Consider the following 19028-nt stretch of genomic DNA (forward strand, 5'->3'; position numbering starts at 1 on the left):
TTGGTCTTGGCACAAGATGAAGTGATAAGTGCATTAGATGTTGGCAGCAGCAAAGTTACCTGTTTTATCGCCGAAAATGACTCCGTTAACGGGCTAAGAGTGCTCGGGATAGGTCACCATGCGAGTAACGGAGTAAAAGCTGGTAATATCGTAGATATGGACTCGGCCGAAACGGCTGTACGAGCGGCAGTCACAGGTGCTGAAGAGATGGCTGAGAAAACAGTCCGCAAGATTACTGTGAATATGAGTGCAGGCCAAATGCAAAGTTCAGTAACTGAGCACCGGGTGCCCGTGGGCGGTGCGACAATTTCAGAAAGTGATCTTAACAAATTATTGATGGAGTGTCGATCAACACAAGATACACAAGACCGCGCCCTTGTTCATGCTATTCCTATCGGATTCGATGTTGATGGAGAAGCAGGCATACATGACCCTCGAGGCCTGCACGGCCGAGAACTTGGTGTGAAAATGCATAGTGTTTCTATCACCACCTCAGCATTACATAATCTTGCAACCTGCATTTCACGCTGTCACTTGGAGTTACGTGATCTTGTTATAACGCCATACGCGGCGGGCCTTGGGTGTTTGGTCGAAGACGAATTGGACCTAGGGGCAACCATAGTTGACATAGGCGCGGGCACTACTAGCCTTGCAATCTTTTTTGACGGTGCTCTCATTCACGTTGACTCAATCCCATTAGGTGGTTGGCACATAACCAGCGATATCGCCCGCGGTCTGTCAACTCCTATTAATCAAGCTGAGCGCATTAAAACACTGTATGGAAGCTGTGAGGGCATGCTATCAGACGAGCGTACTATGATTGCTGTCCAGCAAATTGGGGAAGAAGATGAGATTGCGCCAGAGCAAGTTCCCAAATCTATGCTAACTGGAATTATAACGCCGCGTGTCGAAGAAATACTTGAAATTGTGCGCTCCCAGCTCCTAGCGAGCGGGCTAGATAAAATTGCCGGACGCCGTGCAGTTCTTACCGGAGGAGCCTGTCAACTAGAGGGCATTCCTGAGTTGGCATCAAAAATCCTTAAAAAACAGGTGCGCATTGGGCGCCCTCGCGGTATCGCTGGGCTAGGCGATGCTATGGATGGCCCAGCTTTTTCTGTAAATGCGGGCTTGTTAGCCTTCGCCATCGATGATCAAGGCGAAATACGACAAATCGCAAATGAAACCTACACAACAAGTGGTGGCCTACTCGGCCGCCTTGGAGGTTGGTTCCGTGAGAATTTCTGACCTCCCATACAAGTTTCGTATGTTTTCTCATGTCAGAGAGGACAACGGAATGCCAGCTTACGCTGGTAACCCCTGGCACCTCAAATTAAAGTGGAGGCTCTGATGACCATTAAGTTATCGATGCCCATTTCAGAACAACAACTGAAACCAAGGATCACAGTAATCGGTGTTGGCGGCGCAGGTGGAAACGCTGTCAACAATATGATTAGCTCGAGCCTTGAGGGCGTAGAATTTCTCGTTTGTAATACGGACTCACAAGCGCTTGATCAATCAATCGCAGAAAATAAGTTGCAGCTCGGGGTGTCGATTACCCAAGGCCTGGGGGCAGGTGCCCGACCTGAAGTGGGTCGAGCAGCAGCTGAAGAAGTACTTGATACCATCCTCGATCAGGTCATCGGAAGCCACATGTGCTTTGTTACAGCGGGAATGGGCGGAGGTACGGGTACTGGAGCAGCTCCCGTCATTGCCCGAGCTGCACGAGAAAACGGCATGTTGACTGTCGGTGTCGTTACCAAGCCATTTCATTTCGAAGGCGCCCAACGCATGCGTACCGCAGAAAAGGGAATTGAAGAATTAGCACAATATGTTGATACTTTGATTATTATTCCAAACCAGAATCTTTTTCGAATAGCAAATGAAAAAACCACGTTTGCCGAAGCCTTTAATATGGCTGATGAGGTTCTTAATTCAGGCGTTCGCGGCGTCACTGATCTTATGGTAATGCCCGGTTTGATAAATCTCGACTTTGCAGATATTCGGACTGTAATGAGTGAAATGGGCAAGGCAATGATGGGTACGGGCGAGGCCGAAGGCGACAGTCGCGCCATCGATGCAGCGGAGTCCGCTATCTCAAATCCATTACTTGATGACATCACAATGGAGGGAGCCAAGGGTGTGCTTATTAACATAACAGGCGGCCCAGATATAACGCTATTTGAAGTTGATGAGGCGGCAAACCGAATTCGGCAGGAAGTGGATGACAATGCTAATATTCTCTTTGGATCGACGTTTGAAGATACCATGGAGGGGAAAATCCGCGTTTCAGTTGTAGCGACAGGCATTGATGTTGACTCAGCAGCTCAACCGCGACCGATAGTGAAAGAAGATGAGCAGTCCAATACCGTTGGAGACTTGGGAGAGAACAGAATCTCAACTGTGGAACCCACGCCGATTGAATTGGCGGTGGAAGCCGCTAAACAATTGGATTCCAGCCAAGCATCTCACCCTAAAAATGCGCTTGGCCGGCTTGAACAATATGCAAACGACAAAGGATCGCCAACATCTATGCCGGAAAAGGCAAAAATTGATCAAAATCTGGCTAACTCCGAAACTACAAGCCGCGACCCATTCATTCCTCCCCAACCAGTAGATGTTGGGATATCGTTAAGCGGAGAGAATGAACTTGATCCATTCAGTGAAGCTGACTTTACAAATGCACAAAGCGTCAAGGATCAATCCCAGAAAAGAAAACGGCCCAGTTTCTTTAAAAGACTAACAGGGGCAGCAAAGCGTGAGGAGGAATCTCAGCGTTTGGCAATGACAGCACAGCTCAACCGCCAGCATGCAAAAACAGAGGCAAGAGAGCCTATATCTTCTAAAGCGGTAGGCCCTTATGCCACCCCTACTCTAGAAAGTGCTACTGAACCTTCCGTGCCAGCTCCAAATTCAGAGACCATGACGGAGAGATCTTCCCATTTAAACAGTAGTCCACTGCCTGACATGCAAGTTGAAGAAATATCGATCACTGCGGCAGCTCCAGAAATTAAAGCTGCGCAGAGCTCACCTCCAGCGCCTGTCAGCTTACCGCAAAAAGTGCCTGTATCTAGTCCGGACACTTCATTCCCAGAAAAATCGCCGAAGGAAGCTGCTCCAACCGATCAATTCTCTTTATCTCAAGCTGAAACAGAGATGCTCGAAATACCGGCCTTCCTTCGTAGACAGGCAAATTAAGACTCGTTGACAACTCAAGGCATGACAGATGGCAGCCGCGCAAGCTCAGTGCGGCTGCTACGTCTAGACATAGAAGAAACAAATAGTAACAAAGAGTGATTTGAGGTCCAAAGCGGAGGTTGATAAAGAATGATAGAGGTTTTTGTGATAGCACATACGGATTATGTATGAATGCCATACTGAGCTATCACGTAGAGCGAGTACTATATTGAAAATCAAAGCACCATAATACCTTTTGGGATGAGCATGCGCCAAACAACCATTGAAAACGAAGTCCATTGCTCGGGTATAGGTCTTCACTCTGGCAAAGAAGTTTCAATGTCACTCCATCCAGCGGAAGCGGATACGGGTATTATCTTTCGACGTCTTGATGTCCCAGACAATAGATCAAAAATACCAGCCCTTTTCGATCAGGTTATTGATACTCGTTTATGCACTACACTCGCGAATGATAGGGGTACTTCAGTTGCAACTATTGAACACCTTATGGCTGCATTAGCTGGGTGCCAGATTGATAATGTAATTGTCGCTATTGATGGATGCGAAGTGCCAATTATGGATGGCAGTGCAGGACCCTTTGTATCTCTTATTGAGTGCGCTGGGATTGTAGAATTAGACTCGCAGCGAAACATAATACAGATATTGCATGAAGTCTCAGTTAATGAAGGAAATGGTAGAGCTTCTATTTCCCCAATAAGCCAACAGGGCTCTAGCCTAAACATCAATTTAAATATCGATTTCGATAATGCAGCGATAGGGTACCAAACACTTCTCATAAGCCTGTCATCTTGGAATTTCAAACGAGATATATGCAACGCCCGTACATTCGGTTTTTTAGAGGATGTAGAAGCGCTTCGCCAAGCAGGCCTTGCCCAAGGTGGTTCACTAGATAATGCGATTGTTATAAGTGAAAACGGTATCCTTAACAAAGATGGCTTACGATATGATGATGAATTCGTTAGGCACAAGGCCCTAGATTGTATTGGAGATCTTTACTTGGCTGGTAATCAGATAGCTGGATGTTTTTCTGGATATCGCACTGGGCATAGCATTCATAACAAATTACTGCGTCGTTTATTTGCAGATCGTGAGGCTTGGAGACTAGTCCCTGTGGATGAGTCGACAGAAATTCGTGCTCCACATTGGAATGTCGAAAGCCAAAGAGCAATCGCCTGAGTAAAAAACACCGCGATACCGGGCAATCAACAAAAAACTGTTAGTATGAATATGTCCCGGGGAGTGGTATGTATAAGTGTGGGTTTACGCAAACTGACTCGTGATTACCCCTTATTTATTATTAAACAAATAAATTTGTCTAACAAAGGTCTGAACCCTAATGAAAGTGAGACACAGCCTAACATATTTTCTTAGAATTTGTATGTTTCCTGCCTTGTTAGTCCTTAGTGCCATTCCTTTAATCGGGTGTAGCGATACTATGGACTCTATATTCGGAAAGCCTGAAGAAGAAAAAAAACTAGCGCCACGAACGGTAGAACAAATCTATAATGACGCTATGGATCACTTGCACGGGGGCTGGTACGAAACAGCTGCAGAACATTTCGACGAAGTGGAGCGTCAATATCCTTATTCTGCTTGGGCAACAAAATCCCAACTGATGGCTGCCTATTCTCAATACTTAGAAAACCACTACGACGAAGCCATAATTGCACTAGATCGTTTCATTGAGCTTCATCCGGGTAACCGTGATGTAGCCTATGCTCTTTACCTAAAAGCCCTGAGTTATTACGAACAGATATCTGACGTAGGGCGAGACCAAAAAATGACACAGCTAGCGCTCAAATCACTCAAAGAAGTAGTGCGCAGGTATCCAAAAACGCCTTATGCACGCGACGCGCGCATAAAAATTGACCTAACAACTGACCACCTTGCCGGGAAAGAAATGAACATTGGTCGATATTATCAACGTAAAGGTGAATTTCTCGCCGCGATAAATCGCTTCCGACGTATTATTGAACGTTATCAGATGACAAGTCAGACTCCCGAGGCACTGCACCGTCTAACAGAATGCTACCTTGCTCTCGGCATTACTGATGAGGCGCAAATGGCAGCCGCAGTATTAGGGCACAACTACCCCGGCAACTCATGGTATAAAAGCAGCTTCGCCCTCCTCGAAGGGCAAAGACTCAGACCTCTCAAAAAAGATGGTTCATGGCTTAGCTGGATGTGGGATTGGGCATTATAGGGGTGATATCATGCTGATGACGCTCAGCATTCGTAATGTAGTCCTTATCAAACGATTAGAAATATCCTTTGCTGGAGGTTTATCAGTACTAACTGGAGAGACTGGAGCCGGAAAATCAATATTATTAGATGCTTTGGGGCTGGCCTTGGGTGCACGCTCCGATTCAAATCTTTTACGCCTAGGGAGCAAGCAAGCAACCGTCGTTGCAGAATTCTCCGCATGTCCGGGCGATCCGCCCACTACTCTGCTTCATGAGAATGACATTGAGCACGACGGAATTATTTTATTACGTCGCGTACTTGGTATGGATGGCCGCACCCGAGCATTTGTAAATGACCAACAGGTAAGTATAAATTTTCTTCGCAGAGTTGGCGATTCACTCGTGGAAATTCAGGGTCAATTTGACGAACGTGGCCTTATGGATCAAAACACACACCACGCTATTCTGGACGCCTTTGGCAATCACCAAGAGATGGTTAAGGCTACACGGGCATCATTCTTAGCTATGAGAGATGCAAATACCAAATTAGTCCAGGCAAAAGCAGCCCTCAAAAAAGTCCAAGAAGACGAAGATTATCTTCGTCATTCAGCCGATGAGCTTATAAAACTTGATCCGGTTCTAGGGGAGGAAACAGAACTTACCAATTTGCGGCAGCTTTTGACGTATTCTGAAAAAATACTATCGGCTGCAAATGAAGCTTTTACAGAACTAGAGGGTGAATCTGGCGCCGAGAATAAGCTCAGGAAAGCGCTGAGTAGTCTTGAACGCTGTTCCAAAATAGCGGGTGACTCGCTAAAACCCGCAATAAAAATCATCGAGCGTGCCTTAATTGATACTGAAGAAGCAATGGCAAATTTACGGGACACAGCGGACGGAGTCGACTTAGATGGTAAACGCCTAGAACAGATTGAGGACCGTTTACATGCACTGCGCGACGCTGCTCGAAAACACCGAGTTGAAGTTGACGCATTGCCGGAGTTGAAAAATATGCTCGAATCAAAGGTTTTACTAATAAACGACCAATCCGATCACCTGGTAGCGCTCCAACAATCATTAGAAGCCGCTCGCACAGATTTTATCAATCATGCTAGTGATTTGCGGCAAGAACGATATCGAACGAGCAAAATACTCGACAACTCAGTTAACGAAGAATTGATTCCACTTAAATTAGAGAAAGCCTTCTTCGAAACCAAGATCGAAGAGCTTCCGGAACAAAAATGGGGTGAAACAGGGATGGATAGTGTAGGATTTTTAGTTAGCACTAATCCCGGAAATTCCCCTGGTCCATTATCAAAGATTGCATCGGGTGGAGAACTATCTCGGTTTATGTTGGCCCTACGTGTTGTTGTCACAGCGAAAGGCGTACCAAACACCCTGATCTTCGATGAAGTAGATAGCGGGATAGGCGGAGCAACTGCTGATGCAGTTGGCGCCCGTTTGGCCGACCTTGCCAAAGAACTACAGGTTTTAGTAGTAACACATTCTCCACAAGTTGCTGCCCGTGGAAATAGCCATTTCAAAGTCGCGAAGTATTCAACCACTGAAGACACAGTCACAAATGTTCAGGAACTTTTTGAAGAAGAAAAATGTGAAGAAGTTGCACGTATGCTCTCGGGCAAAGAAGTAACAAATGAAGCCCGGGCCGCTGCCAGAAAACTGCTTCAGGAGAAAAATTCGTGACGCCAAAGCTAATCTCAGCGTTAAACGAGGACGAGGCAAGAACAGAACTCGAACGACTTGCTAAAGAGATCGCTTATCATGATCGCCTGTATCATACAGAAGATGCACCTGAGATATTGGACGGTGATTACGATAAACTCCGCCGCAGGAATGAAGCTATCGAGGCTCAATTTCCTACTCTAGTACGCCCGGATAGCCCTAGTAAACAAATTGGGGGTAAAGCTTCGGCACGATTTAAAAAAGTTGAACATTCAATTCCGATGCTTTCGCTCTCAAATGCCTTCAGTAACGATGATGTTTTAGAGTTTGATAATCGTATTCGACGTTTTTTAGGTCTTGCATCCGGAACAAAACTCCACCTAGTAGCCGAACCAAAAATAGATGGTCTTTCTGCCACATTGCGTTACGAACGCGGGCAATTTACCTTAGGTGCTACTCGGGGTGATGGCACTATTGGCGAGGAGGTAACCCAAAACTTACGCACTATTTCTGACATTCCCAACGCACTACCCCCTGATGCAGGGTCCATTCTTGAAATACGTGGCGAAGTCTATATGGCTAAAAGCGATTTCCACGCATTAAATGCTCGACAGAAGACATTAAACCAAAAACAATTTTCTAATCCTCGGAATGCTGCAGCTGGCAGTTTGCGCCAACTTAACCCTTATATTACGGCCGAAAGGCCACTACGGTTTTTTGCCTACAATGTCGGTGAGCAATCCCTGCCTATCAGCGACACCCAATGGGGTTTCTTCCAAACCTTGAAGCGTTGGGGTTTTCAAGTTAACCCACTTACACGACGCTGTACATCAATTGAGGAAATACTTTTTGCATACAATGAAATCGGTGCGAAACGAAGCGAGCTCGACTATGAAATAGATGGAGTCGTCTACAAGGTTGATAACTTTGATTATCAGAAACGTCTTGGGACAGTGAGCCGCGCACCAAGGTGGGCGGTGGCTCACAAATTCCCTGCGGAACAGGCTGATACAGTCTTGGATGAGATAACTATACAAGTTGGCCGCACCGGAGCGTTAACTCCCGTCGCTCATTTGAGACCAGTCTCCGTAGGCGGAGTAATGGTAAGCCGTGCAACTCTTCACAATGAAGATGAAATTGAACGGTTGGGCGTAACTCCAGGCGATACCGTGCGCATCCAACGTGCTGGTGATGTGATCCCGCAGTTAGTCCAGCGTGTCTCAAAAGGTTGCGGCAAGGCGTTCGAATTCCCCAAATGTTGTCCAGTATGCGGAAGCGCTGCAGTGCGAGAGCCTGACAAAGCAGTTCGGCGGTGCACAGGTGGGTTCAGTTGCCCCGCACAAACAGTTGAGCGGTTGAAACATTTCATTTCGCGTGATGCCTTCGATATAGAGGGCTTAGGTGCCACACATATCAAAGATTTTTATGCCGATGGTATCATAAACACGCCATCAGATATTTTTAATTTAAAGAACCAACACAAGGCTCTCTTGTGTCGCGATGGCTGGGGGGAACAATCAACGTCGAAACTACTGCAGAATATCGAGGAGCGACGGCAAATTTCCCTCGATCGTTTCATCTATGCTCTTGGCATTCCTTCAGTGGGCCGCGTCACCTCCAGGCTATTGGCAAAGCATCTTGGATGCTTCACTGTGTTAAGAGAAATTGCTTCTGCAGCCACTAACACTAACGCGACAAGTCATCAACAACTCCTCAGCATTGATGGCCTAGGCCCCATTGTGGCAAAGGATATTGCAGGCTTCTTTTCTAATGAGAAAAACCAAAAACTCCTTGATGACCTCAATACTATACTAGAAATACAAGATTTCTCAGCACCTGACTTCAACGGCTCACCTATCTATGGAAAAATTATAGTGTTTACCGGCACCCTCGAAAAAATGAGCCGGAATGAAGCAAAGGCACGGGCCGAAGAATTCGGCGCAAGGGTGACCGGCTCAATCTCTCAAAAAACTGATTTTGTTGTCGCCGGCAGCAAACCAGGAACCAAAGTTGAGAAAGCAGCAGCCCTTGGGGTCAAAATACTTAATGAAAAAGAATGGCTCACAATGCTCGATATCTAAAATCTTTTTTTCGTGTTTTCTCTACGAGAGCTTTTTACGACTCTAGGAATACAAAAAACGCGACGTAACGTGGTGTCCTTTGCGCCTTATGGTTGAAGTGGTCGTGTTGCAGTTTTTAACCATTGAGCTGTCTCGGATTCTACCATTGGCTCAATCAATCGACGCACTGAAGAATGGTAATTGTCCAACCATTCTATCTCACTCGATGTGAGCAATGATCGCTCCACCAGACGTGTATCTATTGGGACACACGTCAGAGTATCGAGGCCCAGCCATGCTCCCGCACTGCACCCGTTTTCATCACGCTTACAAACTACTACGAGATTTTCGATTCTAACGCCAAACTCACCGGCTTTATAATATCCAGGTTCATTGGAAATGATCATGCCAGCTCTAAGCGTTACTCCACCGGGTGCTTTAGAAATTCTGTGAGGACCTTCATGAACGCATAAATAGGAACCAACACCATGGCCCGTTCCGTGATCGTAATCTAACCCTGCCTTCCACAGGGGTAACCGCCCAAGAGTATCAAGCTGGCTTCCGCGGGTACCGACAGGAAACTCAACCGAAGCAACTGCAATATGCCCTTTCAAGACCCTCGTAAAACGATCTTTCTCTTCACAAGACGGCCTACCACCATCAGAATCCTCAATATAGACAGTACGAGTTACATCAGTAGTGCCATCCAAATATTGGGCGCCGGAGTCAATCAAATACAAATCACCGGGCTTGAGAAGTTTGTTCGTTTGCGGTGTCACATCGTAGTGTACAATCGCAGCATTAGCACCCGCAGCAGATATTGTCCTGAAGCTAAGATCGCGAATCAAATCGCAACGAGATCGGCATGCTTTTAGATATTCACTGGCACTGATTTCTGAAACTTCTCCCTTGGGTGCCATTTTGTCGAGCCAGGCCAAAAAATTCACCATTGCAACACCATCTCTAATATGGGCTGCGCGCGACCCTTTCACCTCAATATTGTTTTTGCTGGCTTTAGGCAGTGAACAAGGATCTTTTCCCATTATTACGCATGCACCAGAATTCTGGAGGACAGAAACCAGGTAAGCGGGTGCTACGGTTTTGTCTACGACGACCGTTTTGAGTTTGGCTCCGATCTTCTGAAGAAAGGGGCCAATATGGCTGATATCATCAATAATGATTTCTCCGCGTAATGACTCCACGACTTCAGGCAGTAATTTTCTTTTGTCGATAAACCAGTACACATCTTCATTTGCAAAGATGACTAGAAAAGAATGGGCAAGCGGTGAGTAAGGTACATCTCCACCACGTATATTTAGCATCCAAGCTATCGAGTCTGGGCTTGTAATGAGCGCGGCATCATGATTTTCTTGCAATAATTCATTTGATATGGACCTACGTTTCTTTCGTGATGATTTTCCAGCAAAACAGATACTGTGGTTGGTGACGGGGGCTAAGGGTGGTGCCGGTTGATTATCCCAGACTGCATCGACCAGATTTTTTTCGACTGCAACGAATTCGGCACCTATCTCAATAAGCTTCCGTTGATAATTATTCTGGGTTGTATCGGTTATTAACCAAGGATCAAAAGCCAAACGAGAACCTTCCCTAAGATTATTGGCTGACCAAGTCCACGGAGTCATTTCGGATATGTTAAAAATATCATAAATCGCAGGGTCAACCTGTTTCCGAACTTGCAGAGTATAACGCCCATCTACAAAAATCGCTGCCCTATCAATCAGAACCACCGCCACACCGGCTGAACCGGAAAACCCTGTCAACCACCTAAGCCTTTCGCTATGCACAGGCACTGATTCCCCCATAAATTCGTCAGCACGAGGTACAACGAACCCGTCGACATCTGAAGCCCTGAGTCTTTCACGTAGCTTCGCAATCCGATCCTTCGGCGATGGCCCTTCACTGAACTCGGATTGGATACAGGCGGCTAACTCGGCCCTAGCAGACACCAAAACGTCTTTCAATGAAGGACATGCATTAGGTGCGATCAGCTGAACCCAATCGCATTCCCATAAATGGTCAGGCGTAGCGGCTACCCCAGCAAGAAGGTCTTCAAGATCAGAAGATTTTATCTTTAAACCAGACTTGCGAACTGCTTCAATTGCTATTTTTAATTTTGACATTCATGACTTCCGCGTAAGAACTCGTTCTGGTCTTTTAAGAAGTAGTGTGACCCAGTCACCTAGTTGATAGGTTTTTACTAATAATAGCCCGCGTCCTCGATAAACATTCAAGACCGCTGATCTCTGATGGGACAAGAGACCGGAGAGCACAATGAACCCCGACCTTTCGATGTACCCGGCTAAATTTGCCGCCAATTTAATTAGAGGGCCCGATAAGATATTGGCAATAACCAAGTCAAACGGTCCCGCTTGCGAAACCCATCGCCCTGTTAAACCATTACTTTCCTTAACAGTCATATAGGCGTGGACTCTATTCATACGTGCATTAGCACGAGCGACTTTGACCGCCTCAGGATCAATGTCCACCGCCATTATTTTTTTTGTCCAGATTTTTGCCGCTGCTATAGACAAGATACCCGAGCCACACCCGAGATCAAGAATTCTTTTGGGGCGAAAGTTTCGAGCTAATTTTGATAACATTAGAAGACAACCGGCAGTACTCTCGTGCTCACCACTGCCAAAGGCTGTGGCTGCATCAAGCCAAATTACCTTATCAATTGCCGAAACTGCACCCTTATGGTGGGTAGGGCAAATGCAAAATTTGCCGATGTGCTTCGGCTCAAAAGAGGCACGATTTTCAGCTAACCAATCTTTTTCAGGTAGTGGCTCACAGATTATATTGGGCTCGTCAACACCAGCAGCAGCCGCTGCAATGGCTATCGCAGCATCAAGGCTTGTTCTGTCTGGCATACTGGCCGAGTAAGAGATCAGCTGCAAACGGTCACTACCTGTTATCTCAAAGCTACTAGTGGCAAGTGAGAAGCGTTCTAGGGCCTCCTCAAAAATATATGCGGTGGTCCGCGGTATTACTAATTCAATTTTCCAAAAAGACTGCTTCACAATGCATTATCCACCTTTCAGTAAATCTAATTCATTTCAAAACCGTTTGGGGTTAAAGAACAAAAAGCCGTGTGTTTAACAAAACTTAAAACCCCACAAACAATTTTGAAAATAACGAGCATCGTTGTCGGATATAAAGTCCCTACCATGCTCGGGAATCTACAACAAATCGTAGGAGACCCCCCTTAGGGCTTACTCGATACTTTCTTAATCCACGGTCCATATGAAAATCGGCTAGTGTTTTTTTACAAAAGCTGCAATGACTTTTTTTGTACCTGCTCGGTCAAATTTGATGGTTAAGTGGTCACCCTCTAAATCTGAAATGATCCCCATTCCAAATTTCTGATGGAAACATCGATCTCCCTCACTAAAATCATCACTAGTTTCCTGATTGTTATTTGCATCTACATCGATAAGCGGTAGTCCGGGGCCGCGTCTCTGAAATCTCAACCAACCAGGCCCACCGGACGAAGTTTCATTGAATGAAGGTCCCGATCCCACTGAATTACCGATCCCATCAAGCGCATTGCCATACTGCGCTTTCTCACACTCCATCTCAATGTGTTCTTGCGGTAACTCCTGGATAAAACGAGACGGAATTGCGCTATGCCATTGATTGTGTATGCGTCTATTGGCGGTAAAACTTATCCATAGATTCTTCTTTGCGCGGGTGATTCCAACATAAGCAAGACGGCGTTCCTCTTCCAATCCTGCCAATCCATCTTGGTCCAAAGACCGCTGATGTGGAAAAAGCCCCTCTTCCCAGCCGGGCAAAAAAACACTTTCGAACTCTAGGCCCTTGGCGCTGTGGAGAGTCATTAGATTAACCATGTCATCTTCGGAGTTATCAGAATTATCCATAACAAGGCTCACGTGTTCCAGAAAATTTGCAAGTGAGTCATAATCCTCTAATGCCGCGATCAACTCCTTGAGATTTTCTAATTTTCCCGGAGCTTCCGGTTTCTTGCTATTTTTCCAAAACTCAGTATAGCCAGATTCATCCAAGATAATTTCTGTTAGTTCAATATGAGGCAAATTTTCTGCCATTGCACGCCATCGGTCTACATTGTCGATGAATCGTCTCAAAGCGTTCCGAGAAGAAGGTTTAAGCTCATCAGATTCAATGAGCTTAGTTGATGCTAGATAAAGAGAGACTTTAAGATGGCGTGCGAGGCTGTGCACTGCTTGCACCGTTGCAGTTCCAATTCCACGAGCTGGCTTGTTCACAATCCGTTCAAAAGCAAGATCATCATCCTGCATGTTGATAATGCGAAGATAGGCAATTGAGTCTCTTATTTCCTCACGTTCATAAAAGCGTGGACCCCCTATCACACGATATGGCACCCCAAGGGTTATAAAACGTTCTTCAAACTCACGGGTCTGAAAACCGGCGCGAACTAAAATTGCTATCTCGTTGAGATTATGTTTTTTTCGTTGAAGTCCTTCTACTTCGTCCGCTATCGAGCGCGCCTCCTCCTCCCCATCCCATAGGCCTTGTATTTTCACTCTTTCTCCGTGTTTTGCTTCTGTCCACAGCGTCTTGCCAAGTCGGCTTTTGTTATTTGCGATAAGTCCTGATGCAGTCCCAAGGATATGCGATGTGGATCGATAGTTTTGCTCAAGCCGTACAACTTTTGCACCTGAGAAATCAGTCTCAAATTTCAAAATGTTTTCTACCTCAGCACCACGCCAACCATAAATCGATTGATCATCGTCGCCGACACAGCAAATATTCTTATGTTTCTGAGCCAAGAGCCTTAACCATAAATACTGAGACACATTAGTATCTTGATATTCATCCACTAAAATAAAACGGAATAAACTTTGATACTCAGTTAAAACCTCAGGAGACCGGTTGAATATGATCAAACAATGCAAGAGCAAATCTCCAAAATCCACTGCATTCAAGGTTTTTAAGCGGTCCTGATATTGAGTGTATATCTCTGTCGCACGTCCATCAGCCAGCTCACCTGCTTCGCCTGAGCCGACTTTTCCAGGGGTAAGTCCTTTATCCTTCCATCGCTGGATCGCGTTCGCCAATACACGAGCAGGCCATCTTTTATCATCAATATTTTCAGCCTTGAGGATTTGTTTAAGTAATCTGATCTGATCATCGCTATCTAAGATTGTGAAGTTTGTCTTGAGCCCCACAAGTTCAGCATGCCTTCGCAGAATTCGCACTCCAAGTGAGTGAAAAGTACCAAGCCAAAGCCCATCAACCGCGCGCCCGATCAGTGTTGCCAACCGCTTTTTCATTTCTCGGGCGGCCTTATTAGTAAATGTCACAGCAAGCACCTGATATGGGCTAGCACGCCCCTCGCGAAGGATATGCGCAAGACGTGTTGTAAGAACACGCGTCTTGCCGGTGCCAGCGCCAGCCAATACCAGCACTGGACCGTCTATCGCAGCAACAGCCTGCCCCTGCTCCTCATTAAGATCAGTCAAATAACTAATTTGGTGTTGTCTCTGGGTCCCACCCGAATGCAGATTATCTAAGGGATCGCAGTCTAATGGTTCAGTCATCGGCGAATGCGGTAGTTCGGCGAAATGAATTTATTATGCCCTGTCATTTATCAATTACTCACCGGTCAATGCCAACTTATTTCTGCCTAATACCAATAGTTCGGCCTACCAGTTGCGGACAATCTAAAGCCTTGTGGATTTTGCATGTGTTGCTAACTCTTACCTGAACATCGGGCGCCATTGGAGCTACTCTGCGCGTTTCCATATCCATATGCATAGAAAGAACCTCGTTGGTGGCGGCTAAAAATGATTCCTCCGCATGATACATCTCATGAAAATAATGCAGCGCTTTTTTGCTGCAGTCAATTAACCTTGTTTCAATACGAAATGCTTCCCCTAGTCTCAATTCGCGTTTGTACGATACATTCATATCAACCGCAAATGTGGAGACCTTATTCTTAAGTTTGTAGTCACTAGAAAGACCTACAAAGTTAAATAATGCGTCGGTAGCAAAATCGAATGCCAGAACGTAATATGCAACATTCATGTGATTATTATCATCAATCCATTCTTTTTGGACGGTGCCACTATATGAGTTGAGAGGCGTAGGTACTGTGCTTAAATCCTTGATTGCCATCTGATATTGCCCTTAATAATGTGATAGGAATACCGCGGTGTTATCCTTAAATAGCATAACCGAGATTGGGTGCGAGTAAACGTTCTGCATCAACACGAGATAATCCCCTCCGTTTCGCATAATCTAGCACCTGATCTTCTCCTATCTTACCAATACCAAAATATCGCGCTTCAGGATGAGCCAGGTAATAACCAGAGACGGATGCTGCGGGCATCATTGCAAAGCTCTCTGTAAGACTTACTCCTGCATTTTTTTCTGCGTCTAAGAGTTGGAAGAGGCCAGGCTTGTCACTATGGTCGGGACAAGCTGGATAACCCGGCGCGGGTCGAATACCCCGATACTTCTCGCGAATCAGATCTTCATTATCAAAAGTCTCATCAGGCGAGTAGCCCCAAAATTCGGTTCTCACTCGTTCGTGCATTAGTTCAGCAAAAGCCTCGGCCAACCGATCAGCCAACGCCTTCAACAAGATATTATTGTAATCGTCGTTATCGGCAGTAAATTGAGCGATTTTTTCTTCTATGCCTATACCTGCGGTTACAGCAAAAGCTCCTATATAATCATTCACATCCGTCTTCCGGGGCGCAATAAAATCCGCGAGTGAGTAATTAGGACGTCCCGCTCTTTTTTTCATCTGTTGACGTAAGAAAAAAATACGTGTGCGCTCCGTCATTCGTGTATCATCGTCATAAACTATTACATCATCCCCATCACTATTCGCGGGGAAAAATCCAATGACGCCTCTTGCGGCAAGCCAGCTGTCCTCAACAATCTTTTCCAGCATTTCCTGTGCGTCGCTATATAAACCGCGAGCCGCATCTCCGACGATCTTGTCATCCAGTATAGCTGGAAAATTGCCCGCCAACTCCCATGTCCGAAAAAATGGGGTCCAATCTATTCTGGGAACCAAGTCACTGAGATCATAATTTTCAAAAGATCTCAGCCCTAAGAAGCTTGGCGGAACGACCTGGTCGTACCCTACCCCGGGACGATTAGCTCTTGCTTCCTCCAACCCGAAGCGTTTGCTTGCTCGATCGTGACCGTTATAGTCATTTAACGTCGCTTTATTATCCGCTGCAATTTCTGCAAGGTAAGACTGACGCCGTGTCTCACTCGTAAGGTTTGTTGCGACTGCCACTGAACGAGATGCATCCAAAACATGCAGTACAGGGCCGCTGTATTTTGGTGCAATTTTGACGGCTGTGTGAACTTTTGATGTGGTAGCACCGCCGATCAGTAACGGGAGATCCATGCCAATCCGCTCCATTTCGAGTGCAACTCCGGCCATTTCTTCAAGGGAGGGTGTTATCAAACCACTCAAGCCAATCATATCCACTTCTTCGTCGCGAGCGACCTCTAATATTTTCTGATATGGCACCATGACGCCGAGATCTACGACCTCAAAGTTATTACACTGTAAAACAACCCCTACAATATTTTTACCAATATCGTGTACATCGCCTTTCACTGTCGCCAGAAGAATTTTGCCTTTAGAGTGTGTGTTGGAACCCTCACATTTTTCCGCCTCAATGAAAGGCAACAAGTGAGCCACCGACTGCTTCATTACCCGCGCACTCTTCACTACTTGGGGCAAAAACATCTGGCCGGAACCAAACAAGTCCCCCACAACATTCATGCCCTCCATCAACGGCCCTTCAATTACCTCAATCGGGCGATCATGCTTGAGGCGTGCCTCTTCAGTATCCTCTTCGATGTACTCATTCATGCCTTTGACCAAGGCATAGGTCAAACGCTCACCAACAGTACCTTCACGCCACGACAAGTCCTCTTTTTTTTCCTTTTTACCGCCCTCAACATCATCAGCAATTTGAAGTATGCGTTCAGTCGCATCGCTACGACGGGCGAATATAACGTCTTCAATACGCTCTTTCAGATCATCTGGTAGATCCGCATAGACACCGAGTTGCCCCGCATTGACAATTCCCATGTCCATACCTGCTTCGACTGCATGAAACAGGAATGCTGCATGCATAGCTTGCCGCAGCGGTTCATTACCTCGGAAAGAAAAGGATAGATTACTGACTCCCCCGCTCACTTTTGCGAATGGCAATTGTTTTTTTATGTCACGAGTTGCCTCAATAAAATCTAAAGCGTACCGTGAATGTTCCTCAATGCCTGTAGCGACTGCGAAAATATTCGGGTCGAAAATTATGTCTTCGGGTGGAAACCCAACTATTTCGGTTAAGATACGGTACGATCGTTCACAGATTTCGAATTTGCGCTCGCGATTGTCGGCTTGCCCAGCTTCATCGAAGGCCATGACGATGACAGCAGCCCCAAACCTTCGAATTTTCCTAGCCTGCTCTATGAATGGTTCCTCACCCTCTTTAAGGCTTATTGAATTAACCACCCCTTTGCCTTGAATACATTTCAACCCGGTTTCAATTACGTCCCATTTGGATGAGTCGACCATTATAGGAACCCGGGATATATCTGGCTCCGAAGCAACGAGATTCAAAAATGTTCCCATAGCCTGCTCGGCGTCGAGCATGGCCTCATCCATATTCACATCAATGATTTGTGCGCCGTTTTCAACTTGGTCGCGAGCCACATCCAAAGCAGCGCTGAAATCACCATCCATAATTAATTTCTTAAAACGCGCTGAACCTGCAACATTGGTACGTTCACCAACATTCACAAACCCAGTTACCTCATTGAGTGGCATTGGCTCAAGTCCCGCCAAAGTACAAACGTGTCTATCTTTTGTTATTTCTCTAGGAGCTAGCCCATTCATCGAATCAACGATTGCTGAAAGATGTTCAGGTGTAGTGCCACAACATCCACCAACAATGTTTACTAATCCACTCTCGGCAAACTCGGTTAAAGCGCTCGCCATATATTCAGGTGTGTCATCGTAGCCACCAAATTCATTCGGCAGGCCAGCATTCGGGTGAACACTGACAAAGGTATTAGCTAGGTTGCTCACTTCTTGTACGTGTGGTCGAAGATCTCCAACTCCAAGAGCACAATTAAAGCCTATACTCATAGGTTCTGCATGCGCAACTGAGTGCCAGAATGCCCCTGCTGTTTGCCCTGACAGAGTTCTACCAGATGCGTCTGTAATCGTACCAGAAATCATGATTGGCAACCGTATCCCAAGCTGCGCAAAAACTTCTAAAATAGCGTAAATTGCAGCCTTGCAATTCAGTGTATCGAAAACGGTTTCAACGAAGATGGTGTCAGCCCCGCCATCAACTAATGCGCGAGTAGCTAGGGAATAAGCACTCACCAGCTCATCAAAATTAACATTCCGGAAGCCGGGATCATTTACGTCGGGCGATATGGACGCAGTCCGACTTGTTGGGCCGAGAACCCCAGCAACGAACCGAGGCCGTGACGGATTCTGCTTTACTGCGTCGTCAGTGATTTGACGCGCCAAACGCGCACCCTCATAATTAAGTTCGTAGACCAAGTCTTGCATACCGTAATCAGCCTGAGAGGTCTCCGTGGAGTTGAATGTGTTTGTCTCAATGATATCCGTTCCAGCAGCCACAAAAGCTCGATGAATGTCCGAAATTAGATCGGGCTGAGTCAAAGTTAAAAGATCATTGTTTCCCTTTAAATCTTCGGGCCAGTCGGCAAAACGCTTGCCCCGAAAATCGTCCTCCTCTAATTGTTCCTGCTGTATCATGGTGCCCATGGCGCCATCGAGCACGAGGATACGTTCTCGCAGCAATTGAGTTAGTTCGCGACTACGATCGATCGGAGTCACGATTTTTTGTGGCTTAAAGGTTCCCTTATTCATTTT

11 protein-coding genes are annotated in these 19028 nt (G+C 46.1%); 6 read left to right on the forward strand and 5 right to left on the reverse strand.

The genetic code is table 11. The annotated features are described in order from the left end of the window. The first annotated feature begins 6 nt into the window (after nucleotides 1–6). From ftsA to ligA, 6 genes are all read left to right on the forward strand, one after another. Nucleotides 7–1245: a cell division protein FtsA gene (gene ftsA, locus VX941_12100; GenBank protein MEE2934147.1), complete on the forward strand. Its 1239-nt coding sequence runs from the start codon at nucleotides 7–9 to the stop codon at nucleotides 1243–1245. 102 nt (nucleotides 1246–1347) lie between these two features. Continuing rightward, entirely contained in the window at nucleotides 1348–3195 is a 1848-nt protein-coding gene (ftsZ, locus tag VX941_12105) for a cell division protein FtsZ (GenBank protein ID MEE2934148.1), read from the forward strand. 246 nt (nucleotides 3196–3441) lie between these two features. Further along, nucleotides 3442–4371: a UDP-3-O-acyl-N-acetylglucosamine deacetylase gene (gene lpxC, locus VX941_12110; protein MEE2934149.1), complete on the forward strand. Its 930-nt coding sequence runs from the start codon at nucleotides 3442–3444 to the stop codon at nucleotides 4369–4371. A gap of 202 nt (nucleotides 4372–4573) precedes the next feature. Then, nucleotides 4574–5398, forward strand: a complete 825-nt coding sequence (locus VX941_12115) for an outer membrane protein assembly factor BamD (GenBank protein MEE2934150.1) — start codon at nucleotides 4574–4576, stop codon at nucleotides 5396–5398. Between the two features lie 10 nt (nucleotides 5399–5408). Continuing rightward, on the forward strand, nucleotides 5409–7079 hold the full coding sequence (recN, locus tag VX941_12120; protein MEE2934151.1) for a DNA repair protein RecN: 1671 nt from the start codon (nucleotides 5409–5411) through the stop codon (nucleotides 7077–7079). Continuing rightward, nucleotides 7076–9139 carry an NAD-dependent DNA ligase LigA gene (ligA, locus tag VX941_12125; GenBank protein MEE2934152.1) on the forward strand — a complete coding sequence of 688 codons (2064 nt, stop codon included), beginning with the start codon at nucleotides 7076–7078 and terminating at the stop codon, nucleotides 9137–9139. The genes recN and ligA overlap by 4 nt, the downstream gene beginning before the upstream one ends. An 86-nt stretch (nucleotides 9140–9225) precedes the next feature. Here ligA and VX941_12130 read toward each other — a convergent pair whose 3' ends face one another. The 5 genes from VX941_12130 to metH all read right to left on the reverse strand — a co-directional run bounded on the left by VX941_12130 (nucleotide 9226) and on the right by metH (nucleotide 19025). Beyond that, complete coding sequence (locus VX941_12130) at nucleotides 9226–11259, reverse strand: aminopeptidase P family protein (protein MEE2934153.1); 2034 nt, start codon at nucleotides 11257–11259, stop codon at nucleotides 9226–9228. Next, nucleotides 11260–12159: a 50S ribosomal protein L11 methyltransferase gene (locus tag VX941_12135; protein ID MEE2934154.1), complete on the reverse strand. Its 900-nt coding sequence runs from the start codon at nucleotides 12157–12159 to the stop codon at nucleotides 11260–11262. Nucleotides 12160–12393: 234 nt separating this feature from the next. Beyond that, nucleotides 12394–14682: a UvrD-helicase domain-containing protein gene (locus tag VX941_12140; GenBank protein ID MEE2934155.1), complete on the reverse strand. Its 2289-nt coding sequence runs from the start codon at nucleotides 14680–14682 to the stop codon at nucleotides 12394–12396. A gap of 76 nt (nucleotides 14683–14758) precedes the next feature. Continuing rightward, nucleotides 14759–15259, reverse strand: a complete 501-nt coding sequence (locus VX941_12145) for a thioesterase family protein (protein ID MEE2934156.1) — start codon at nucleotides 15257–15259, stop codon at nucleotides 14759–14761. A gap of 46 nt (nucleotides 15260–15305) precedes the next feature. Continuing rightward, on the reverse strand, nucleotides 15306–19025 hold the full coding sequence (gene metH, locus VX941_12150) for a methionine synthase (protein ID MEE2934157.1): 3720 nt from the start codon (nucleotides 19023–19025) through the stop codon (nucleotides 15306–15308). Nucleotides 19026–19028: the final 3 nt, after the last annotated feature.

Source organism: Pseudomonadota bacterium (genome assembly GCA_036339585.1).
Taxonomy (GTDB): Bacteria; Pseudomonadota; Alphaproteobacteria; order UBA8366; family UBA8366; genus UBA8366.